General features: G+C 68.3%; 17 protein-coding genes and 3 pseudogenes. 11 read left to right on the forward strand and 9 right to left on the reverse strand.

The window, feature by feature from the left end:
• Positions 1–200: 200 nt before the first annotated feature.
• The 4 genes from ACZ6D7_RS45010 to ACZ6D7_RS45025 all read right to left on the reverse strand — a co-directional run bounded on the left by ACZ6D7_RS45010 (position 201) and on the right by ACZ6D7_RS45025 (position 3,660).
• Positions 201–1,034 (reverse strand): transposase family protein, encoded by an 834-nt coding sequence (locus tag ACZ6D7_RS45010; RefSeq protein WP_469504180.1) that lies wholly within the window; start codon positions 1,032–1,034, stop codon positions 201–203.
• A gap of 72 nt (positions 1,035–1,106) precedes the next feature.
• A complete protein-coding gene (locus ACZ6D7_RS45015) occupies positions 1,107–1,562 on the reverse strand; it encodes a hypothetical protein (RefSeq protein WP_469504183.1) in 456 nt (151 codons plus the stop codon).
• Positions 1,563–1,612: 50 nt separating this feature from the next.
• Positions 1,613–2,122, reverse strand: coding sequence for a hypothetical protein (locus tag ACZ6D7_RS45020; RefSeq protein ID WP_469504184.1), 510 nt, complete (start codon positions 2,120–2,122; stop codon positions 1,613–1,615).
• Positions 2,123–2,394: 272 nt separating this feature from the next.
• Positions 2,395–3,660 (reverse strand): sensor histidine kinase, encoded by a 1,266-nt coding sequence (locus ACZ6D7_RS45025; protein WP_469504186.1) that lies wholly within the window; start codon positions 3,658–3,660, stop codon positions 2,395–2,397.
• A gap of 201 nt (positions 3,661–3,861) precedes the next feature.
• Here ACZ6D7_RS45025 and ACZ6D7_RS45030 point away from each other — a divergent pair, with 201 nt between their 5' ends.
• Positions 3,862–4,062, forward strand: coding sequence for a hypothetical protein (locus ACZ6D7_RS45030; protein ID WP_469504188.1), 201 nt, complete (start codon positions 3,862–3,864; stop codon positions 4,060–4,062).
• A gap of 24 nt (positions 4,063–4,086) precedes the next feature.
• On the opposite strand, the pseudogene ACZ6D7_RS45035 reads toward ACZ6D7_RS45030, so the two are convergent.
• A pseudogene (locus ACZ6D7_RS45035) lies at positions 4,087–4,224 on the reverse strand (ribonuclease domain-containing protein); the annotation flags it as partial.
• A gap of 540 nt (positions 4,225–4,764) precedes the next feature.
• On the opposite strand from ACZ6D7_RS45035, the gene ACZ6D7_RS45040 reads away from it, so the two are divergent.
• From ACZ6D7_RS45040 to ACZ6D7_RS45060, 5 genes are all read left to right on the forward strand, one after another.
• Positions 4,765–6,162: a helix-turn-helix domain-containing protein gene (locus ACZ6D7_RS45040; protein ID WP_469504189.1), complete on the forward strand. Its 1,398-nt coding sequence runs from the start codon at positions 4,765–4,767 to the stop codon at positions 6,160–6,162.
• Positions 6,159–6,731 carry a helix-turn-helix domain-containing protein gene (locus ACZ6D7_RS45045; protein WP_469504191.1) on the forward strand — a complete coding sequence of 191 codons (573 nt, stop codon included), beginning with the start codon at positions 6,159–6,161 and terminating at the stop codon, positions 6,729–6,731. Before ACZ6D7_RS45040 ends, ACZ6D7_RS45045 begins: the two co-directional genes overlap by 4 nt.
• Before the next feature lie 192 nt (positions 6,732–6,923).
• On the forward strand, positions 6,924–7,640 hold the full coding sequence (locus tag ACZ6D7_RS45050; RefSeq protein ID WP_469504193.1) for a ParA family protein: 717 nt from the start codon (positions 6,924–6,926) through the stop codon (positions 7,638–7,640).
• On the forward strand, positions 7,637–8,500 hold the full coding sequence (locus ACZ6D7_RS45055) for a hypothetical protein (protein ID WP_469504195.1): 864 nt from the start codon (positions 7,637–7,639) through the stop codon (positions 8,498–8,500). The genes ACZ6D7_RS45050 and ACZ6D7_RS45055 overlap by 4 nt, the downstream gene beginning before the upstream one ends.
• Positions 8,501–8,624: 124 nt before the next feature.
• The gene (locus ACZ6D7_RS45060) at positions 8,625–8,936 is read left to right on the forward strand and encodes a hypothetical protein (protein ID WP_469504197.1); all 312 of its coding nucleotides are present in this window, start codon (positions 8,625–8,627) and stop codon (positions 8,934–8,936) included.
• A 905-nt stretch (positions 8,937–9,841) separates the two neighbouring features.
• Here the strand turns inward: ACZ6D7_RS45060 and ACZ6D7_RS45065 are convergent.
• Together ACZ6D7_RS45065 and ACZ6D7_RS45070 are read right to left on the reverse strand one after the other, a co-directional pair.
• The gene (locus ACZ6D7_RS45065) at positions 9,842–10,135 is read right to left on the reverse strand and encodes a DUF6087 family protein (RefSeq protein WP_469504200.1); all 294 of its coding nucleotides are present in this window, start codon (positions 10,133–10,135) and stop codon (positions 9,842–9,844) included.
• Positions 10,136–10,148: 13 nt separating this feature from the next.
• A complete protein-coding gene (locus tag ACZ6D7_RS45070; RefSeq protein WP_469504202.1) occupies positions 10,149–10,559 on the reverse strand; it encodes a hypothetical protein in 411 nt (136 codons plus the stop codon).
• A gap of 1,109 nt (positions 10,560–11,668) precedes the next feature.
• Here ACZ6D7_RS45070 and ACZ6D7_RS45075 point away from each other — a divergent pair.
• From ACZ6D7_RS45075 to ACZ6D7_RS45095, 5 genes and pseudogenes are all read left to right on the forward strand, one after another.
• Positions 11,669–11,935 carry a putative ATP-grasp-modified RiPP gene (locus ACZ6D7_RS45075; protein ID WP_469504205.1) on the forward strand — a complete coding sequence of 89 codons (267 nt, stop codon included), beginning with the start codon at positions 11,669–11,671 and terminating at the stop codon, positions 11,933–11,935.
• 91 nt (positions 11,936–12,026) lie between these two features.
• Positions 12,027–12,380, forward strand: a pseudogene (locus ACZ6D7_RS45080) (ATP-grasp peptide maturase system methyltransferase); the annotation flags it as partial.
• A 35-nt stretch (positions 12,381–12,415) separates the two neighbouring features.
• Positions 12,416–13,198, forward strand: a pseudogene (locus ACZ6D7_RS45085) (replication initiator); the annotation flags it as partial.
• Entirely contained in the window at positions 13,198–13,422 is a 225-nt protein-coding gene (locus tag ACZ6D7_RS45090; protein ID WP_469504207.1) for a helix-turn-helix domain-containing protein, read from the forward strand. The pseudogene ACZ6D7_RS45085 and the gene ACZ6D7_RS45090, both read left to right, overlap by 1 nt.
• Positions 13,422–14,786 (forward strand): tyrosine-type recombinase/integrase, encoded by a 1,365-nt coding sequence (locus ACZ6D7_RS45095; protein ID WP_469504209.1) that lies wholly within the window; start codon positions 13,422–13,424, stop codon positions 14,784–14,786. Before ACZ6D7_RS45090 ends, ACZ6D7_RS45095 begins: the two co-directional genes overlap by 1 nt.
• 14 nt (positions 14,787–14,800) lie before the next feature.
• On the opposite strand, the gene ACZ6D7_RS45100 is transcribed toward ACZ6D7_RS45095, so the two are convergent.
• The gene (locus ACZ6D7_RS45100; protein WP_469504210.1) at positions 14,801–15,079 is read right to left on the reverse strand and encodes a hypothetical protein; all 279 of its coding nucleotides are present in this window, start codon (positions 15,077–15,079) and stop codon (positions 14,801–14,803) included.
• 52 nt (positions 15,080–15,131) lie between these two features.
• Positions 15,132–22,391 carry a polymorphic toxin-type HINT domain-containing protein gene (locus ACZ6D7_RS45105; protein WP_469504213.1) on the reverse strand — a complete coding sequence of 2,420 codons (7,260 nt, stop codon included), beginning with the start codon at positions 22,389–22,391 and terminating at the stop codon, positions 15,132–15,134.
• Between the last annotated feature and the right edge of the window lie 165 nt (positions 22,392–22,556).

The following is a 22,556-nucleotide window of genomic DNA, read 5'->3' on the forward strand; positions in this document are numbered from 1 at the left end:
CACGGCCTGACAGGACACGCTCGACCAGCAGCCGCCTGCCGAACACGGTCAGCCGGGCATTACGGTGGGACACGAAGACCTCCTGTGCGGTGCAGAGTGAGCCTCCGCCAACCTGAAGCCGCAGGTCAAAGGGCTGGTGTGACCGGTCCCCGGGGTACTCGTGCTGGTCGTGGGCGGGAGTCCGCGGAGAAGATCATCCGTCAGCGGTTGATTTCGAGGTTCGTCAGGACGAGCAGGGCTCGCAGGAGGCGGGTGGCGCGGGCGGGGTCGGTGCGGAGTTTGGTGAGGATCCGCCAGTTCTTGAGGTGGGCGAAGCCGTGCTCGACCGGTGCACGTCCGACGGCGAGGACGCCGTTGGCCTCCTTCTCGCCTCGAGCGAGCTTGTGGGTACGAGTGGCGATGTAGCCCGTGACGATCAGGGGATCGAGGATGTCGTTGTCCAGGCCGCGGAAGCCGAGGTCGGCCAGCGCCCCGAGGCCGGCGGCGCGCAGGTGGGCCAGGATGTGGTCGTGGCGGGCGGCGGTGTTGTCGTGGGTGCGGCCAGGCCGGGCGGCAGATATCCAGATCAGTCGGCCTCTCTCGTGGGTCAGGGCGAGGAAGTGCAGGCCGTGGCTGCGGTGCTTGCCGGAATAGTTCCGCCGGTCGGCCCTCCCGGTGCGGCGCTGGGTCCGGATGAGGGTGCCGTCGATCAGGACTACCTCCCCGCCCTGCTTGGCCACCTTCATCAGGGCGCGGTCCAGGCGCGGTGCCTGGGCGGCGAGCAGTCCGATCAGCTCGTCGCGCCAGCGGCGGACGGTGGACTCGGACACGTCGTTGCCGCCGGCCATGTCGGCCAGGCGCTGGTCGTGACGCAGCACGGCCAGGATGATCACCGCGATCTTCCCCGGCGGCAGGATCCGCCACCTGGACCGAATCGCCTTCAGGTGGCGCCGTAGCAGATCGGCGAGGTGGTTGACGGTGCGCGTGGACAGCGGCAGACGGCACTGGTAGACAAGCGAGCAGGTGTCCTCGGCGCGCTCTTCGGTATTCGTCACACAATTCCAACGGCCGCCGGGGGCACTCCGGTTACGCCCGTGCCGAGCCGCTCCGAGTGGCGGTGCTCCTGGTCACAGGCGGGTGGTGAACCGGCCGTCGGGAAGTTTCCGCAGCCAGCCGCGATCGACGAGTCTGATCAGCTTGCCTCGTAGCGGTTCCAGCTTGGCCTTCACGCTGACGTCCACCCCCACCACCTCGCCGACCTCGCGGGCCATGACCGGTCCGGCGGCCTGCCGCACGTCGGTGATGATGCGCTGGTAGTCCCACGGGAGCGAGTCCTCCTCCACGCCCGGTTCGCGGTGTGGGATCAGCATCACGGCTCGGCCCGCCACCTGCCCGGGCATCGGCCCGGTCGAGGCGCGTTCCTCGGCGAGCTGCCCGGTTATCCGTTCAAGGACCCGTTCGGCGACGGCGAGTTCGTCCCGCTCGGCCCGTACCTCCGCCAGCTGCTTGGCCAGCTGTTCTTCGAGTTCGTCCAGTTCTGCGCGCCGCGCGGTAATCCGTTCCAACAGCTCGGGATCCATCATGCACAGGATCGTAGAAGGCCGCAGGACCGCAACGAGCAAGAACCGGACGGTCAGCTCCCGGCTTCTGCCGCCGACCGCTTGTTCACGAACTGCTCCGCCGCCTCGACTGCTTCCCTGTTGAGTTCCTCCAGGGAGACTCCCCAGCTCTCCTCCCAGCCGTCCAGGTTGTGTGCGCAGTGGACAAGTGGTTCCAGCTCTTCGGGGTAGCCGAGGTCGTAGGCGATGTCTGCCCAGATGAGGTGCGTGCCGGTGGAGGGATCCAGGGATCCGTCGGCGATCTGACCGGCGACCCAGTAAGCCAGCGCCCACTTTGCGGCCCGACGGTCAGCGGGTGGGTGGAAGAGTAGCCCCAATTCCTCCAATACCTGGTCGAAGAGCGCTGGCGCTTCGGGTTCCTCGCTCCGGAGGAGGCCGGCCAGCATGGCGAGGGAGGGACTCTCAACCTCGGCAATGAGGGCGTCAAGACCTGCCTGGATGAGCCGGTCGGACCCGACATGCCTACCGAATGCCCGCTCGCGCGCGATGTGGCTGAGCTGCTTGAGGGCATCATCGCGGGTCATCAGAGTCTTCTCGGTCGGCGTCTGGGGACAGAAGGCTCGCACATCCGCCGACGCTGCTGCATCGCCTTTCTTTCGGCTCCACCATGCTGACAAACGATCTTCTCCGCGGACTTCCGCCCACGACCAGCACGAGTTCCCCGAAGCCGGTCACACCAGCCCTTTGACCTGCGTCTTCAAGTTGGCGGAGGCTCAGTCCTAGACAGCTCCACCACACCGGAGGTCTTCGTCATGATCAAGCCGGCCGGTGTCAACAACGCTCGTGATCAATACAGCTAGGGCGTGGACGGCCAGGGCAGCCAGGCCCGTACCTCGAAGCCGCCGTCCGTCGCGGGCCCGTGCTCCAGGCGGCCGCCGGCCAGCGTGGCGCGTTCGGTCAGGCCGATGAGGCCCTGGCCGGAGCCGGGAACGGGCGGGACGTCGCCCTCGGGGGCCGGGTTGCGCACGGTCACGGTGAGGCCCTCGCCGGGGCCGCCGGAGACGCTCACGGCGACCTCGGTGCCGGGGGCGTGCTTGCGGGCGTTGGTGAGGCACTCCTGGGCGATGCGGTAGGCGGTGCGGCCGACGGAGGCGGGCACGGCGGCGGGGGCGGTGACCCGCTGGTCGAGGGTGACCTTGGTGCCGGCCTCGCGGGACTCGCTGACCAGCGCGTCCAGGGCGGCCAGCGTGGGCTGCGGACGGCCGCCCTGGTCGTCGGGCTCCCCGGCCCGCAGGACGCCGATGATCTCGCGGAGGTCCTGGAGGGCCTCGTGGGCGCTCTCCCGGATGACCCCGGCGGCCCGCGTGATCTCCTCCCGGGGCGCGTCCGGCCGGAACTCCAGCGCGCCCGCGTGCACGCTGAGCAGGGTCAGCCGGTGCGCGAGCACGTCGTGCATCTCGCGGGCGATGGCCTCGCGGGCCAGCCGCTGCGCCTGTTCGGCCCGCAGCCGCGCCTCGGTCTCGGCGCGCCGCGCGCGGTCGCGCAGGCTGACCATGAGCTGCCGCTTGGACCGTACGACCATGCCCCAGCCGATGACCGCGACGGTCAGGACGGCGGTGAACACCACCGCCGTGCCGTAGTCCAGGTCGGGGTCGGGGCGGGCCCACATCAGCAGCGGGATCAGCGCGAGCTGGATGCCGCCGACCCAGGCCACGTACCGGAAGGGCCGGTGCACGGCGAGGGTGAAGAGGGCGACCGTGCAGGCGCCGGCCGAGGTGGTGGAGACGAAGGCGACCGGGAGCGTCGCGATGGCGAGGCCGAGGGGCCATCGGCGGCGCAGCCAGACCGCGGCGCAGGCGAGGGCGCCCAGCAGCTGGTCGGCCACGACGACGGCCCGCGGCAGGTCCCGGGTGTCCGGGAGCGACTCGGCGACGGCCAGGCCGATGACGATGGCCAGCAGGAAGCAGGTGAAGTCGACGACCCAGTCGCGGGCGGTGCGCCGGGGCGGCCGTCCGGGGCGCTCGGCGTCCGGGTCCAGCTCCGCGACCACGGCGGACGGCAGCAGCCAGCGGTGCCTGGTGAATCTCGGCGCCGGGTGTGGCGTGCCGTCGTCAGCGCTCATGGTCGACAAATCTACGCAGCGGGCGGCTCCGCCACCTCCTCTCCGGTCGGATCGCCTACCGAAGGAGCGGGGAGCGTCGACGAAGGTCGCGGCGGGGCCTACTTTCGGCGCGGCCGGTGCGGCGCGGCCGAGCCTTCCGTCGAAGGTGCCTCGCCCCGCGGCCGATGTCTGTGGGGGGGGCCGCGGGGCGAGGGTCTTCTCATGAGGGAACTGCTGGGAGTACTCGGTTTCATCGCCCTGGCGCAGGGCGTGCTGGGCCTGCTGCACGAGATGGTCCACTGGCGCGTGGGGCTCGTGCGCCGGCTCGGCTTCCTGGACGGCTACGAGATCTACGTGAGCGTCGCACTCGTCGTGCTGGCGTTCGCGCTGTTCGCCGCCGCGGAGAGCCGCGGATCCGGCTAGGACAGGACCCGACCGGGCGCCGGTTCAGCAGTCGTAGTCGATCAGATCGAACGACGCGTAGTGATCGGCCGTGTAGTAGTCCTCGTCGGTCTGCTTCCCCGTGACGATGCGGCGGGCGCCGCGGGTGGAGGATCCCGGGGTCTTGACCGTGTACTCGTGGTAATTCTGCCGCACCTCTCTGACCTGGGCTTATGGAGGCCGAAGCGGCTGTGACCTGCTAGGACGGGTTGCAGAGGTGATCGGAGGCAGTCAGAGGAAAACGCTCTGATTCGACCCCGGTTCGACCCGGGCCACCCGGAGGCAGTCAGAGGCGATCCCTCTGAAATCACCTCCGTGTAGACCGAGTTGGACGGTTCGATCAGACGGAGTGACCTCTGCAGTTCTCTGCTTCCCCTACGGTCGAGTTGCGATGGGGACGCCTGCCTCCGATGGAGCCAGGCATACGAAAGCCCCCAGGACGGCAATCCTGGAGGCTTCGCTGGCACCGATTGGAGGTCGGTTCCGGGCACCACCCGTGGTTTTAGCGGGCCCAGGTGGCGTCCATGTCTTTGCGAGACGACCCTCAGAATGCCATACGACGCACCCCCTCCGCACTACTCGCAGAAGGCTTCACGTCCAGCAAACTCCCAACCAGAGGCAGTCACAGGCACCCAAACCTCATCGCTGGGACTCGCCGAGCTCCCGCGGATCGCCGCTGATCTCGTGCTTCTCGGCGACCTCACCGGCCGCTACGCAGCAGGCGCTTACAGCAAGCTCGATCGTGACGGACGGGTCGTCCAGCGCGAGGAACGGCAGGGTCTTGCCGAGCACGGCCATCGGATCACCGCGGCTCTCGCCTGCCACGTTGCCCGCATCGGGGGCAACGTCGACCAGCTGACGCACCTGCTCATGCACCCGGATCACGAGGGCGGGCGGCACACGCAGAACATCGCGCTGCGCTCTGGGCAGGCACGCGCCCTCGCGTACGTCCATCGAGTCTGGGACAGCGCCTGTGCAACGGTCGACAGCACGGCAGAGGTTGAGTCCCGTCAGCACTCCCACGAGGACCTCGCGGCCCTCCGCGACCGCATCGAGATCACCCCATGGCGTGGGGAGCGAGGACGCACCGCCTTGCGAGTGCTACGCGCCCACCTCAACTTCGCCGAGACCGCTGGTGGCCGTCTGCACGCCGCGAGCGAGCGCCAGGCAGCAGAGGAAGCCGGACTCTCCCGACAGACGCTGCGCAACGCGTACGAGACCGTTCTGAAGCCGGGCGGATGGCTGCGCCGGCTGCGGGTCGGTCATGGCAGGGAGGGCTCCACCTGGTACCTCGGCAACGGTCCTGGCGCCGCCACACAGCCCCCGCTTTCTCGCCATCAGACCACTCAGTTCCCCCCCGACCCGGCACTTGAGGAGTGGTCCAACCCCGAGACGGCCATCTCGGCCGACGTCGACTCCACTGTCATCAGCCACCTGATGGCCCACGATGCCTTCGCTCACCACGGCCTGGGCAGCTCCGCTCTCATGATCATCGGCGCCTTGCACGCCCGCTCCAGCCAGACCGTCAGCGAACTCGTCATCACCTCCTCCGTCTCTCGTGCCACCACATACCGGGCTCTCCGCCGACTCGCGAACCACGGTCTGGTGCACCACATCGGCGAAATCTGGTCGCTGGCGCCCCGGGCACTTGAGGGCTTCGGTAACAGCCATCTGGAGGCTGTTACCGACCGGCAGGTCGTACCCGCGCATGGCTGGGACCTGATCGCCGCCCAGAGCGGGACCACAGGCATCGCTGCGAACCGCAGGGCGCTCCACGCTGCCGAGCGGGCGGCATATCGGGAGGCGCTGGCACAGCTGCCGGAGCACCGCAGCAAGGCCCTTGTCGTGGTCCGCGAGGGCCGTCAGGTGATGGTTCCAGCTCTGCGTCCCGACGAGATTCCAACGACCTGGCGCGGGCCCGGCGGGGTCGTCCTCAATCCGGCGACTGGCCGGATAGATCCGGCATGGCGGGTCGCCAGTGACGGGCGCTTGATCCTCATCAGCCCGTACGACCAGCGCTCGTACGACGAGCTAGCCGCCGCACACACCGAAGCACTCAGGGAATGGGAGTCCGTTGCATGAACACGCAGCCGTCCGCGCCGCATGAGGACGACGATCCTGTCACACCGGAGGCCTTGCGCGTCCGGTACGAATCCGGAGCCACGGTCGACGAACTCGTAGCCAGCAGCAACTTGTCGTACGGCACGGTCATCAACCGCCTGTACGAGGCCGGGACCGTGATGCGCACGTCGTGGCAGACCCGCAGGATGCGCGAGGACGGACCAGCCCGCCAGCGTCTCGCAGCTCATCTGCGCACGCTGTACGAGCAGCACGGCGCGACCCTCACCGAGCTGGCAGCGGCCGGGGCGCGGACAAGGGTTGCCGCCCGGCGCCTGCTGATCGAGGCCGGTGGTACCCCGCGCACCTCGCAGCAGACACGGCGGTTGCGTTCCGCAGCGAAGGCCTCAGAGCGGCAGAAGCTCGCGGTGTCCTTGCGAGCGAAGTACGAGGCGGGCGCCACGGTCCCGAAACTCGCCAAGGAGTGCAACTACTCCGTCGCCACGGTCTACCGACTCCTCAACCAGGCCGGCACCCGCATGCGGCCCCAGCACCGTCGCGGCCCCGCCGGCCAGGTGAGGAAGCGGTCGTGAGCGCCCTATCCCTCGCTGGTGTCGCCCGCTGTGCCGGTCAGATCGAGAACCCGCCCTTGCACCATCCCGGCTGCCGTTCCGCGGCACGGGCACCCCCGCGCGTCCGAATGAAGCGACGCCCCATCAGGTGTCGACGCCGTCGACACCCCGCGCAAGACAACGCACCTTCCAATTTCAGGAGATCAAGCACACGTGAACGAGAACACCCGTCACAAGACCCTGGCTGCGGCCACGGCCCGCACCTGGGATGCCTTCGTCATCGTCGTCGGCATGCTCAAGGGCGGCACCGGCAAGACCACCTCGGCCTGGTTCATCGCCCTGTACTACGCCGTGGTCCTCGGACTGCCGACACTGCTCCTGGACGCCGACGCGACCAGCCAGTCCGCGTACGACTGGTTCAAGGTCGCCAAGGCCGAGGGTTTCGAGATGCCGGAGAACCTGGTGGTCGAGCGATACCCGTTCGACGACATCGCCGAGTACATCCGGGAGAAGCGTGCCGAGTTCGGTGCGATCGTGGTCGACGCCGGCGGTGGCAGCGCGAAGCTGTTCCACGAGGCTGTTACCGAGGCGAACCGGCTGATCGTGCCGGTCGCACCGACCAAGATCGAGCGTCGCAAGCTCGTGGCCACCTTCGACGAGGCCGAGCGCACCGCCGCCCGCAACGAGCACGACGTCACCGCCCACGTGGTCCTGGTGAAGGCCGACGACCGCACCAGCCTGCCCCGCACCGCGAAGGGGAAGCTGCTGGAACCCGCCGAGGGCGAGGGCATCGGCCCGGACCGCGACGAGCCGTTCCCGCTCGCGGAGACCGTCATTCACGCGTGGGTGCACTACATGGAGGCCTTCGGCGAGATCCCGACCGAGCTGAGCGAGTACGCCGCACTCATGAAGGAGCTGAACGCAGCATGACCGAACGGATGAAGCCCCCGGCCCGGCCGAAGGGCCGGGTCCTCGGCGGAGCTGCCAAGAAGACGACCCCGCCTCCCCCGCCGCCGGCCGCCGAGCTCACCCCCGAGCAGTTCGCTGCTGAACAGGCAGCCGCCCAGGGCGAAGGCCGTCCTGCTGTGAGCGAGCCGGAGGTTCAGCCCGCTCCTTTCTCGACTCCCGTCAAGGAGTCGGCGGAGCATCGCGACGCGGTACCCGGGGTGCCTCAGGCGTCCGATGCACTGTCCGATGTGGTCGCGCAGGGCGGCCCTGTGCAGGCGCCAGCCGCCAGCCAGGCGACTGGTCCGGCCGTCGTCTCCCCCGATGTGCGGCTGGAATCTCCTCAGGAACCGGTGGAGCGGCAGGTGCAGCCTGCGGTTCCGGCACCGGAACCCGCGGCGGCTGTGGTTCCGCCTACGCAGTCGGCCGAGCGCGTTGCGCAGGGCGGACTATCCCAGAACACGTCCGCTGCTCCGAGTATGGCCCAGGCTGCCGAGGTAGCGGTTCGCCCCGCAGTTCTTCCCGTTGCGGGCGGTAGCGCGTTCCCGGTGAAGAACGAAGGTCCGGGGCCTCGCCAGGAGCAGAAGGTGCCGTCGGAGACGGCGCCCAGTCAGGGAACGCCCTGGACCCAGGGGCCCGGCCGGCCTGCGGGCATCCCCGAGGCCGGCGTCGTCCTGAACCAGCGCATCATCGCGCGCGAGAGCCTCGACGCGTCGGTTCCCGCTGCGCTGAAGCTGAAGCGGCGGATCAAGCGCTTTGCGCTGGACAACGAACTCGACCATCTGCCCGTCGGAGACATCGTCTCGGTCGCGCTGGACGAGTGGCTCACCGCCCGCGGGTTCTGACACGGCGCACGGCACCTGGGTGGCCGCGAACGTATCGCTCGTTCGCGGCCACCCGTCCCTCGACTATTCCAATAGTCCAATAGGCGGCTAGCTAGTCGACTAGTGGATCCGACCGGAGCACCCCATGCCCGATCTCTCGCACCACGCCCGTCAGCTGCGCGACATGGCTGACGTCCTCGAAGCGCAATCCGACCCCATCGACGACCCGTTCGCGCCCCATCCAGACACGTTGGACATCATCAGCGGGCGCCATACCAGTCGTGGGCAATTCAACTACGCCGTCCCTGACGTGCTCCAGCTCCAACGACGCATCCGCCGCTACAACGCCGACTCGGACATTGCGCACGGCGACATCGTCGCACTCGCCCTCGATGCCTTCCTGCGAGCCAAGGGATACCCGCCTGACCTCAAGCTTCCCAAGGCAGACGCGTCGTGAGCGGAGGAGACGATCAGCTCCTGCTGGAGGGAGTCCCGCCTCAGCACAAGCCTGTGAATGGTTCTGGCGAGCAGCTGTCGCTCCTCGGGAAGCCGATGGAAATTCGGCTGCCCGCAGAGCTTTGGCGTGCCTGGTTGAACGACGCGGATGTTGTCGCACGGTTCGAAGCCAAGCGATACGTCAGGTCGACAACCCTCTGCTGGCCCTGGCTGAACGCAGTCAGCTCCACCAGCCACGGTTCCTTTCGCGCCGCGAGTCTTCCCGGACCGTCCCGCCGCGGAACCGTTCCGGCGCATCTGTTCGCCTATCAGCTCGCCCACGGAGTGATAGACCGACCTGGCTGGAGCGCTGCTGAGGACCCTGTGGTGTGCCACACCTGCGACTTCCACGGCTGCACGAACCCGGCCCACCTGCGGCTCGGGACAGCTGCGGAGAACCGCGCCGAGTGGTCGCTGCGGCGTCGCAATCCCCACGGCCCTCTTGCGGATACGCGCGGGGCTGCTGGGCGGACACATGCTATCGCCCACGCAATTCGGGCCGCGCTCGAAGCGGGAGAGCCCGCCACGATGATCGAACAACGCATCCAAGCAGCCGAGGAGGCAGGCCTGCCTCTCACCCTCTGGTGAAACACTGCGGGGTGGTGTCCCTCCCGGCTGTCGATTGTGGGAGACCGCGGCGGACTGCACGTACGGTTGGCCGCCCAAAATCTCTCTTCGCCGGGAAGGGCCGGAGGCCGATCTCCACGGCACCGCATCACATTCGGCTCAGCCCACCACCCGAATACAGCGCCGCCACGGCGGACGGCACCCAGACTCGGCGTTTCGTGGTCGGCGCACCGTCCTCCGGCCTACTTCGAGCACTCGGCCGGACACGAGCCCGGCCGCCGGGCGGCGTCCAGTACCCACCTACTCTTCGGTGCCTTCTGCCTCGGTGCCGGTTCCACCAGCCCACGCGCGGGCGGCGGAGAGGTTGTCGGCGGTGCCTGCGGGAACGTAGGCAAATCCGTCCCATTCCTCCAGGGACCGCGGCTCGTCAGGGCGAAGGTGACCGCCACCGCCGTGCAGCGGACGACGCCGGCGCCAGACGTCCAGCGGCGGGCGGCGCCGCCGGTTGTACGCGGCCAGCGGGTCGCTGGCGTCGACGCGGGGAACGGCGCGGGACGGCTGGTTCGGCGGTCCGGGTCGGGAGTGCTTGCCCATGGTCTCGATGGTCTCAGGCCGCAACCGGCGTCGGGCGCGCTGCCGCGAAATCCTTCGCGCGGGTACGCACCTCGTCGGCGGTGCGGAACGGGCGGGCGGCGTCCAGCAGGGTGTTGAGCCGGGAAGCCACCAAGGTGGAGTCGACCCGAGCCGCCTCGTCGAGCGCCTGCTGTGCAGCTGCGGCTGCCTGCCCGGGCTCGCCTTCCGTGAACAGGGCGGCGGCCAGCCCGATGCGGTCCATGACGCGCACCCGCTCGAACCCCGGCTTCCTGAGCGCGAGGGCATCGGTGAAGTGGGCGCTCGCGGCGCGGGACCCTCCGATGCCGTGCAGGTCGCGGGCGGAGACCGCGCGGGCGCCGGCGCGCTCGGCGGCGTCGAAGTACGCCACCCACTCCGGGACGTCGTCGCCCAGGCCGTCGGCCACAGCTCGTCGGCGACGCCGAGGTGTCGTTCAGCATCGTGCTCGTGGCCGAGGGCTGCGTGGACCCGCCCTGTCTGGGAGGCGACCAGCGCCCTGGTCGCGGGCAGGTTCGTCTTCGCCGCGGCCACCTCCAGCAGACCGAGGGCGTCGCCGGGGTGCCCGAGATAGATCATCTGGTGCGACATGCGGGTGACGATCTCCACCCCGCGGTCCGGCTGCCCGGCCTCGGAGGCCGCGTAGATGCCGTACGACCAGTAGCGCTGTGCGGTGGCGTACCGGCCGCAGTCGTGGCTGACCCACCCCGCCAGAGCGGCCAGGTCGGCGGTCGCCGCGAAGACGCGAAGCTTGAGCGACGGTGGGACGCCGTCCTGGATACGGCGGGCGACTTCGGCGAGCTGGGCGACGATCGCGGAGCGGTACAAGCCGCCGCCCTGGGAGGCGTCGGCCTTCATGAAGAACGCGGTGACCGCTTCCAGCGCCGTGGTGGTGTCGGTGTCGAAGCCCTTGGTGCCACGGGTCAGCCGGCGGGCGGTGCCGCCCGCCCAGCATCCGCTCGGCGGCCAGGATCAGCGGGGCGCCGAGGGCGAGCTTGAGGGTGTCTCGGCGGTCGAGGAAGAGATCCATCTGCGTCCATCCGACCAGGGTCTGGGCGGCTGCCTCGGTCAGCAGCGGGAGCTGGATGCTAGCCAGCGCGGGCCCGGCGGCCGTCAGGCCCACATCACCTGGGGTGAGCGGCTGGCCGACCGCCTCGGACAGCACCGCCGCCAGGAGCGCGGGCACCGGCGGACGGGGGCGTTCGCCGTCGGTCCAGCGGCGGATACGGGTGGCGTCCGGGGCGATCTGCCGGTGACCTTGGCGGATGGCTTCGGCGGCGATCCGGCGGGCGATCTCGCCGTGGGACAGGCCACTCGCCGCGATCCACAGCGCGAGGTGCGGGTTACTCTGCTCGGCACCGGTGCCTCACCCTCCCCGACGCGGTGTCACGGAGCGTGGCAGTTTCGCCACGGTTCGCGGCACGCACGGTACTGGTCAGGGACCTGGCCGGGCGCGGATTCTGCTCTGGCGGGTGGCCGCCCCGGCTATCCGCCCGACGCAAGGGGAAGGGAACTCGCATGGCGACGCTTGCACCCCAGGTTCCGTGGGCGATGCGGCTGGTCACCGACCGGCTGCCGGTCGGCCCGTCCTCGTACGCCGCGGTGACGCTCGATCCGGCGACGCAGACCGCTGTCTACACCGACGCCGTCGGCCAGGTGGTGGAGATGGGCAAGCACGGCACGAGCAAGACCACCGGCACCGCGTCGATGTCCGGCGGTGGCGACGGGCAGAACCCGCAGCCGCAGACGCAGGACGACAACACCACCGACTACGAGTCGGACTGACCCGATGGCCTCCACCGTCCTGGTCGTCACCGCGCTGGAAGACGTCACCGCGGACCGTGTCATCGCCGTGCTGAACGAGCGCGAGGTGCCCATCGAAGTCGACACTCACCGGCTGGAGCAGGCGGCCAGCGCCCTGTACGGGTGCGGGTACACGCCGACGCCGGCGGTGGCGGACGGGCTGTACGGCTATTGGCCCGAGGCCAAGTTCGACCGGTTCGTGGCCGCGTGCTCCTTCCGCGCTGTGCCGCCTGCGCTGCTGGCGCAGGCCCGGCCGGGCGGGAAGATCCTGCTCACCCTATCGGGGTGGCTCTACGGATACGCCCGCGTCCTGCTCACCATGAACGGCGACGGCACCGCCGAGGGCCAGCTGCTGGGCGGCACCGTCTCCTTCATGTCCGCCCGCACCCACGCAGCGCCAGCGTTCGGCAACCCCGCCCACTGGGCCCCAGAACCCATACCGACCTGACCAAGCACTACTAGAAGCGCGGCCTGGTCCACTTCCACGCCGTCATCCGCCTCGACGGCCCCGACGGCAGCACCCAGCCCCCGCCCTCGTACGCCACAATCGCCGTGCTCACCGATGCCGTCCGCGCCGCCGCGCCACGCGCCCGCATCTCCGTCGTCTCCGACGCGGTCGGGGAACGTGAACTCGGCTGGGGCCAGCAGCTCGACGTGCGCGAGATCGCCGCTTTCGGCACCGATGCCGAACTGACCGATCAGGCGGTCGCCGCGTACGTGGCGAAGTACGCCACCAAGTCCGCCGACGCCTCCGGCACCCTCGACCGCGCCCTGTTCTGCCGCCCCTGCCAGGGACGCGGCGCAACCCTCCTGCCCCACGGAACCCCGCTCCCCTGCACCGCGTGCGACGGCACCGGACAGGCCCGGCCCCTGCCCCGCCTCGCCGTCGCCCGGCACGTGCGGCAGATGATCCGCACCTGCTGGGAGCTGGGCAAGCTGCCGGAGTTCGCCGATCTCAAGCTCTGGAAGTGGGCGCACATGCTCGGCTTCCGAGGCCACTTCTCCACCAAGTCCCGCCGCTACTCCACCACCCTCGGCGCGCTGCGCGAAGCCCGCCGCGCCTGGCGCACCGAACAGGCCCGCGCCCACGCCGGCCTGCCCGAGCCCGCCCCGGACACCACGCTCGTCGTCGGCCAGTGGGACTACCTCGGCACCGGCTACAGCCCCGGCGCCGCGCTCCTCGCCGCCCACGTCTGGCACCGCAGGGAACTGGAACGGCAGTTCGCAGCCGAAGGGGGCTGCTGATGGCCTCGCCCCCGGCCACCGTCCCCTGTGCGGAGGCGGCACCGGCGCTCGATCTGCTCACGGTCCCCCAGGTGATGGCCCGCCTTCAGCTCGGCCGCTCCGCCGTCTACGACCTGCTCCGCTCCGGACAGCTCGCCTCGATCACCCTCGGCCGCGCCCGCCGCATCCCCGCCCACGCCCTTATCGACTTCATCCGCACCCGCCTCGAACAGGAAGCCGCCTAATGACCACGCCCCGAGACATCAGTTCCTCCCGCCGCGTACGCGCCAACGGCGACGGAACCGTCTACCAGCGCAAGGACGGCCGCTGGGAAGCCGCCGGATACGTCCTCGCCCACGGCAACACCCGTCGCCGCGTCCGCGTCTACGGCACCACCCGGAAGGAAGCCCTGGCCAAGCTCACCGAGAAGATCGCCGCCAGCAACCGCGGCCTCCCCATCCCGTCCGCCCAGGGCAGCGTGGCCGCCTACCTGACCTATTGGCTGGAGAACGTCGCCGTCCACCACCTCCGCGAGAACACCCACACCCGCTACACCACCTGCGTCCACCGGTACCTCATCCCCGACCTCGGCAAGAAGAAGCTGGCCAAGCTCACCGCCAAGGACGTCCACACCTGGCTCAACCAGCTCCGCACCACCTGCCAGTGCTGCACCCGCCGCATCGACGCCCGGCGTGATGAGCCCCGCTGCTGCGCCGCCGGCCAGTGCTGCCACAAGCTGCTCTCTCCGCTGACGCTTACCTACATCCACTCCGTGCTCAAGTCCGCCCTGGAGCACGCCGTCCGCGAAGAGGAGATCCCGCGCAACGTGGCCCGCAACGTCCGCACCGGCACCCCACGTCCCCGACGCTTCGAACCCCTCACCGCCGACGAAGCCCGCCAGTTCCTCAACACCGCAAACGGCCACCGGCTGCATGCACTGTTCGAACTGGCCCTCCACACCGGACTCCGCAAGGGCGAACTCCTCGGCCTGCACTGGGAAGACCTCGACCTCGACGCAGGCACCGCTGCCATCCGCCGCACCCTTCAGCGCACCACCGCATGCGGGCTCACCACACTGCCCACCAAGACGCGGGCTTCCGAGCGTCGCATCGCCCTCCCCACCCGCTGCGTCCACTCGCTGAAGCTCCACCACGAGCAGCAGCAACGCGAACGGGAGGCCGCAGGCACCACGTGGCAGGACAGCGGGCACGTGTTCACCACCGTGCAGGGCGGATCGATCGACCCGACCAACCTCACCCGCGCCTTCACCACACTGCTCCGTAAGGCTGGCCTCCGCCGCATCCGCTTCCACGACCTCCGCCACTCGACCGCCACCCTGCTGTTGGAGCAGGGCGTCGAACTCGTCGTGATCAAGGAACTCCTCGGTCACGCCCACATCGGCGTCACCGCCGCCGTCTACGCCCACGTCAGACTCCGCCTCCAGCGCCAAGCCATTGACACCCTGAACAACGCCCTCGGGGCGGCCGACGACCCGCCCGCCACAAAGGCGTCCGCTGACGTTGCCGTCAGCGTTGCCGTCAGTCCACATGAAGAGCCCCGCCAGGATGTCCCGGCGGGGCTCTTCATGCGTTTGACATCAATTCTCTGAAACGCAACAGCGACTCAGCGGTGGACGACCGAGGAAACCCAGATCGTCACATCCCTTGCGACCCTTGATGCAGTTCCACCGGGAACGACGCGATGTTCTTGTCTTTCCGGATTCCGATACTCCACTTCAAGCCGATCACCTGAATCCAGAGTCACGACGACGTACCACTGATCACCGGATCCCTGTGACTCGATCGCGAGAAATGAGTTATCGGGATAACTCAGCTCGCCGATCAACTCGAAGAGCAAGTCTTCCGAAATTCCCTCGTACGACTCTCCGCTCTCCGTTTCCACGGTGTACGAACTTGATGACATGCCACCTCCAGCATTCACGCAGGTAGAGCATCTACCAGCCGTCGCGATCCTTGAAGAACCTACCGCCAGTGACATACTGCAGATCCTGCTCCCAAGACTGAGTAGGCGCCACAGACCCTCTGTGTGGTTCAAAATTCAGCGGCCCCGGATGCCTCTCCGTCATATATCGCTCTACATCAAGAGCATCCTGCCGGGAGTCGTAATTCCTGAGGATCACCATCTGAGCTCCACCCTCATAGTCTGAGTTCTTGTAGCGACCGATGGGATTCTTGGATATTCCCCATTTAAGCAATTCACCGCTCGAGGGTTTCACCAGTGCATACAAGGACGTCTGCCCAGCGTCGGGAAGTGGGCCACTGATTGGCTTTCCAGTAGTGAAGATCGGGCAGGATGCGTTGTGAACGAGGACCGGAGTCTTCCCCGCCAGCACATAGTACGTGTGCAGGTCATCAACGGTGAGATTGTATGTACGTGCATGCTCGGTGAAGGAACGGTTCCCGGTGACGATGACCGTGTCGCCGTCATCCGTACGCAAAGTCATGCCCGGCTTGAGCTGACCGGCTTCTATCCAGTCATGTTCCGAGGGCGACCAGAACGGATGTTCGTAGGTGGCGGTGAGGTTCTCGATGCCATTTTGAGTGGCAATGGACAGTTCATTGAAGTGCTTGTCGTCCTCGGTGACGATGAGCCGGGTGACTTTTCGGGGCCCGGTCTCGCCGGTCTTCGGGTCTGTAGCGAGAACCTCGTCTCCGAGTTTGACGTCCTCAATATCCCTGGTAGTCCCGTCGGCCAGTAGGACGTCGGTGCCGGCGAGGAAACACTTGCCGCACCCACCGCCGAGGCGGCCAATACCGCTCGGCCCTTCTCCGCCTCCAAAGCCGAGGACCTTCGCTAGAGCAGCTGCCCCAGCCATTGGACTGGGAGCATTCTTCCCGTGGCAATCATCTAGGCGCAGACATGCCAGGACCCTGAGATGCGTGAGAATTCTCTGATTGAATGCCGCTTCTTCAGCATCCTGTGCCTTCGAGAGGCAAGCGGCCCCCGATTCCATACAGAAGAGGCCTACTTGATACCACAGGTTTCTTGCGTATTCGTTGACGTGGTCCCATTTCCGGTCAACCCATACGCCCGGATATACCTCGACGTATTTCTTTACGAGTGCGCTTGGCGGCACATTTCCGGCTGCCTTGGCGGCCTGATAGTTCTGGGACTCCTTCGCTTCTCCGGAAGGAGCCGCTTGGGTGGGGGTTCTGTTCTGATGGTTGGGCGATGCGCGGGTGGGGCAGTCGATATCAGGGCACAAGCCTGTTGGGTCGCTGGTGCTGACGGGGCTGTTGTTGCTGTAGGCATATCCATTCATCTGCAGGGGATTGGCGATGTTGATGATGGGGTCTGCTGACAGGAACCGTCCCGCAGCCTGGTCGTACTCACGTGCGCCGATGTGGGTGAGGCCGGTGCTGGTGTCGTCGATGCCGGTGCCGAGGTAGGTGCGCTTGTTGGGCCAGGCGGTCGGCTTGGTGCCGCGGGCTTCGCCGTACGGTTTGAAGGCGCGGCGGGTGACGGTCTGGCCGAGTGCGATGTCCACCGAGGTGTCGGCGGTGCCGAGGTGGTCTGCGAGCAGGACGGCGAGTTTGTGGCCGGTCGTGGAGCTGTTGGTGGTGGTGCGTGTGACGGTGGGGGCGCCGGCTTGGGTGTAGGAGCGGGATGCCTTGGTGATGCTGCCGGTGGTGTTGGCGGTCAGTTCTGTTTCGCCCAGGTACAGCGTGGAGCCGGTGGTGGAGTTCTCCAGGATGCGGTTGCCGTCGGCGTCGTAGACGTAGGTCGTCTTCGTGCCGTTGCTGGTGATCGTTTCCGGCTGGTCCTCGGCCGACCAGGCCAGGTCTTGTGTCGTGGCGGGCAGGTCGCGGTCGGTCGTATTACCTGTGGCGTCGTAGATGTACGTGCTGCTCTTGCCCGTGGGGTTGGAGCTGATGGACGTCATCGTGTGCGGCTGGGTCGCGGCGGCGCCGACTGCGGTTTTGCCGTAGCCATAGGTGTAGGTGACGTTCTGTGTCGCGTCCGCGGTGTTGTGCTCGGTGAGGGTGGCCCGGTTGCCGAGCTGGTCAAAGGTGAACGACTGCCGGTAGGCCGTGCCGCCTGCCGAGACGGTGCCGGTGGCGGGAGCGGTGGCCGCCAGGGAGGACGTCAGTGCCGTGTCCGGGCTGGTGGGATCCGTGGCGCTGTCGGGGGCGTCGGCCACCGGGCCGGACGACGACGTGTAGTCGGCGTCGTAGCCCCAGGTGGTGCCGTCGGTGGCCTTGCAGCCGGTGGACTGCCGGTCCTGAGTGATGTTGGACGTCCAGGCGTTGACCAGCTCGCCCATGACGTCGTAGGTGAAGCACTGGGTGTCCCAGACGGCATCGGCAAGGTTGCGGCTGTTGGACGTGATGGTGCCGGAGACGTCGTAGGAGTAGTAGCCGTCCGTGATGCGGTGCGGGCCGTCGGTCTCGCGGTCGGTGACGGTGCGCTGGAGGCGGCCGGTGTGGGGGTCGACGAAGTTGGTCGTCCATACCCGGTAGGGCTGGGTGGCGGAGACGGTGCGCAGGACTTCGCCGTACGGGGAGTAGGTGGCGTCGGCCGTGTACCAGGCCGCGCCGGAGGTGGATTCGGGCAGGCCGTCGGCGTTGTAGCGGGTGACGACCTTCTCGCTCGACAGGCCGCCCACCGCGGGGAGGGTGACCGACTGGGGCTTGCCAGTGGGTGTGTAGGTGTAGGTGTAGGTGTAGGTGCCGGACAGGCCGGTGGTCATGCCGTTGGCGGGGATGACGGTCTCGGTGCCGGTGATGTTGTAGTCGGCGTTGTAGCCGGTGACGCGGTTGATGTAGTCGCCGTCGGCGGTGTGGCGGATGCTCTTCTCAAGCTGGCCGATGCCGCCGGGTGCCGTGTCGTAGACGAACTCCTTGACCGGGCTCGCGGTTTCCGAGTTCTGGCGGACATAGCGGACCCGGCCCAGCGGGTCGTACTCGGTGAACGTCTCCTGCATCCGTGAGTTCTTGGAGTAGTTCAGGCGGTCCGCGTCGTCGTAGTCCATCTCGGTAGTGCCGGTGTCCGGATCGGTGGAGGACGTGATCCGGCCGCGGGAGTCGTAGACGTAGGACCAGACGTTGCCGGCGGCGTCGGTGACCTTCTCGCGGTTGCCGCGGGCGTCGTAGGTGTAGGTGGTGTCGCGTCCGGCGGTGGAGGCGGGCGAGGCCTGGCTGAAGTACCGGATCGATGTGACGCGGCCGAGGGCGTCGGTCTCGGTGCGAGTGCGCGGGGTGGTGGCGCCGGGCGGGTTCACGGTCACGGTGGTGTCCGTGTACTGCTTGGTGGATGAGTACTGCCGGTCGCCACCGTGGGAGGTGTCGGAGCGTACTTCTCGCTCGAGGCCGTCATAGGTGTAGGTGACGGAGCTGGGGATGAGCGTCTTGGACCGGGGTGCGAACAGTTCGGTGGACGGCTCGCCCTTGGCCAGGTATCCGCTGGTCTGCTCCTGGACCAGGCCGTGATCGTCGTAGTGCGTGTCCACGATGATCCGGCCGGGACCGTGCGCCTCACTCTGCGTCTGCACCTGCCGTTCCAGGCCGTCGTAGAGAGTGACGGAGCGGGCGTAGGTGCCGTCGTCCTTAAGGGTCTCCAGAGTCACTGCGGCCGGGACGGTCTTGTCCGAGGTGGCCAGTGCGGTCTGGTAGGTGATCCGTACCGTGGGCGCCCCGGTGGGCGCGGACGGGGTCCAGCCCTTGGTCAGTCGGCCGAGGGCGTCGTACTCGTTGCGGGTGACGCGGCCGTTGGGGTCGGTGACGGTCAGGGCCAGGCTGCGGCCCGGGTCGAACGTCGTGGTGGTGTACTGCTCCTTGGCGTTGAACGTTCGGATCTGGGTGACGGGGCCGCCCTGGTCGGCGGGGGTGTAGACGGTTTCGGTGTCGGTTCCCGGGGCGACGACGGTGCGGACCCGGCCGAGCGGGTCGTACGTCGTCGTGGTGACGATGGCGCCTGCGGTGCCGTCGCCGTCGTTCGCCGCCTGCGCGGTGATCAGGCCCCGGGTTGGTGCGGCGCCGTAGGCGAGGTTGTCGTAGGTGTTGCGGACGTGTGCCTTGAGCTGGGTCTTCGGGTCGGCCGTGGCCTGGGCTGCGCACGAGGTTGCGGTGGTGCGCTGTTCCTTCGGCAGGCCGATCATCCAGGCCGTGGTGTTGTGGACGTAGGTGGTGGTGGTGCAGGTGCGGTCGGAGAGGGTTTCGCCGCTGTCGCCTGGCTTGACGACGTAGGTCTCCACTTCGAGGGGCAGGCCGTAGTCGTCGTCGACCTCGGTGAGCGTGCGAACGGCCTGCCAGGAACTGCCGACCGTCTGGATGGCGTCCGTGCGTTCGACGCCGACGCGGTGGGCGCGTAGCGGGTCGGCTGCGGTGCCGTCTTCGTTCTCGCGTGCGCGGGTGGCGGTCTGCTGGGACCAGGGGTAGTTCAGGGTGCGTTGCTGGATCTTGCCGTCGGAGTGGGTGTAGGTGAGAGTCTCCGCGGTCATGCCGGCGTACTGCTCCGCGTCGTCGGCGAGGAGCGTGTAGGTGCCGGTGGAGTCCTTGACGGTGCCGCCGGTGCCCTGGAAGTACCGGGTGACGGTTTTGGACTGGGAGTTGACGGCGCGAACTGCGTCGTCAACTTCTGAGGTGCTTTCGGCGCCCTTGAGGGCGGTGACCTGGCGGTAGCCCTTCCAGTCGCTGTAGGTGCGCAGGGTGGGGCGGGTGAACTCGTCGTCGCTCTTGGCCCAGGCCGCGTCCTGGTAGGTGTACTGGGTGGTGATCGGCTTGCCGTGCGAGCTGATCTTGTCGGTCTCGGTGACGGTGTCGACGATGTACTTGTTGAACCAGACCTTCTTGGGTGTCTTCTCGTCGCCGTCGGGCGACCAGCGCACGGGGAAGCAGGTGCCGTTGCTCTTGCCGTGGTCCTCGGCAGGTTCACTCACGCAGCCGCCGGTGTACTCGACCTCGATGTCGGCGCCGTTCTCGGTGGAGACGACGCCGATGCGGGGCCTGGTGAAGCCGGGGCGCTGGTCCTTCTTGCCGTTCAGGACCAGGTTGGGAAGCTGGCGGTCCAGGAGCCGGTTGTGCAGCGGTGATTCCTTGCCGACGGTGTAGGGGGCGAAGCTGACGCCGGCGTCGGACTGCAGGACGCCGGTGCTGTCGCCGGGGGCGTAGCCGCGGCGGGTGATGGAGTTGAGCCACAGGCCGGGCGCGGTGTCGTACCAGTCCTTGGGGAAGGCCTGGTGAAGGGTGTAGACGTCGACCTTGCCCAGGCCGCTCTGGCCTGCGCGTGCGGCGTTGGTCGTCACCGTCTCCAGGCGCTTCTGCGTCCAGAAGGACGGGAAGGGCGGGCAGAGCTTGGAGTCGGCTTTGCAGTTGAGGTTGCCGGGGGTGTCCCACCACACGCGGTAGGCGCCGGGGTCGTCGGTCTTGGCGAAGTTGTCGGCGTCGCAGGCGGCGGCGGATTCCAGGCAGCGTTCCTTCACACCGAAGCTGACCGTGGCGGCCGGCGTGCCGAGGGCGCCCGAGTCGGTGGGGCGGATGCCGTACTCGATGGACGCCGGGTAGGCGTAGCGGTCGTAGCGCTCGGGGTTCTTGAACTTCTTGCGGACGGCGTAGAAGTTCGTTTCCTGCTCCCAGTTGACGATCATCGTGTTGCCGTGGACGTCGACGATCTTGTCCAGGCCCCAGCGCCAGGCCTGCTGCTTGCCGGTGCCGCACCGGGAATCGGCGAAGGCGCTGACGTGGCAGGGCTCGCCGGGGTGGTTGCCGAAGACGGGGACCGTGGAGACGGAGCCGGTGTCTGCGTGGCCGCCGCCGACCTTGTTGAGGCCGTAGTGGTACTTGGTGCCGTCCGGGGTGGTGACCAGCCAGTACTCGCCGTTGTTGTCGTCGTTGTCGCCGCCGGTCTTGTGCTCGACGCGGGTGCCGTCGTCGGTCTGGGGGCGGTAGCGCTCGGTGTCCGTCTCTGGGTCGCTGTCCAGGGAGTCGTCTCGGACGAGTTCGGTGGTCTTGCCGCCCAGGGACATCACGGCGTTGTAGGACACCCAACACAGGTCGGACGTCTTGTCCTTGGCGGCGGTGTTGTTGGAAGTGCCGGCGTCCAGTGTCTTGCGGTCGTCCTTGCAGGAGCGGTAGCGGCGTTCGATGTAGCCGGGGTCGTAGCTCCAGCCCTCGCCGATCCAAGAGGCCTGCGGTGAGGAGACCGCAGTGCGGCCGTCGACGGTCTGGGAGCTGTATCCGAAGGCGATCTGAGGGGCCGGTCCTGCCGGTGGCGCGGGAATGGTCAGCGGGTAGGACCAGGTGAAGGCGCCGGAGGAGCCGCCCGCCTCCCACTTTCCGTCGGAGGCGAGTGGGCTGGCCTTGAAGTCGCCGGCTTTGCCCGCGCCGGAGTCGACCACGCCGACGACGGCCGTGCTGCCGGAAGCCGCGACGGGTGTGGCTGAGGTGGAGGTGCGGTACGCCGCCTGGACCGTGCCCGGGGTGAGCGATGGGGTGGTCTTCACGGAGGCGGGGGTCACCGTGTCGTCGGCGGCCGGGTCAACGGTGGCGGTGACGGACTTTGCGTCCGTGTCGTTGGCGGTCTCCAGTTCCTCGTAGGTCTGGCATGCCTCGTCGTCGGGGGTGTCGAGGTAGCAGTCGGGGAACTGCACGAAGCGCAGCCGGGACGCCCAGTCTGCGCCGTAGAGGCTCTCGAACCCGGAGTAGTCGACCTGCACCGAGACGGGGACCGCGCCGGTGGCCGGTGCCTGCACCGTCATCACCACGCCGTCCACGCCCTGGCCGACGGCAGAGGTGCGGTCGGCGACGACGACCTGCCACGAACCGGTCGGGGTCGGCTCGTCGGGGGCCGGTGCCAAGCTGACCGGCAGAGATCCGGCCTGTTGCATGGCGTCAGCCTCGCCGGCGTCGGCAGTGTGCAGGGACGCGGGCGTCGTCGCGGCGCCGTCGAAGTTGACCGTGCCTGGCGTGTTGGCGGGCGGAAGCGTGGTGCCCGATGGTGCCTGGACCTGCGGGGCTGGCTCCTCCTGCTTCAGCGTCTCCAGGTCACGGTCCTCGACGGTGCCCGCCAGAGGCACTTCGCTCTCGAGCGTTTCCAGCTGGAGCGTCTCGCGCCCGGTCTCCTCGTGAGAGGTGTCGGGGTCGGGCGGGATCGCCAGCGCCTGGGCGGGCAGCAGCCCGAGCAGCAGGGCGGCTGCGAGCGTCGGCACGGTGGTGCGTGCGATGCGGCGGCGGGCATGCGGAAGTCGGCCGAACACGACGAGGTCCCCCGGACCGTCCAGGCGGGACCGGCGACGGACCACGCGCATTGACTTGCTGAACAGCGCAGATTGTGTGGGCGATCTGTGAACAAACGCCAGGTGACACGTGATCATGTGATCATGATCACGGCGCGTAATCGACCATTACGCACTGAAGTGATT

The organism is Streptomyces sp. NPDC041784, assembly GCF_055591025.1.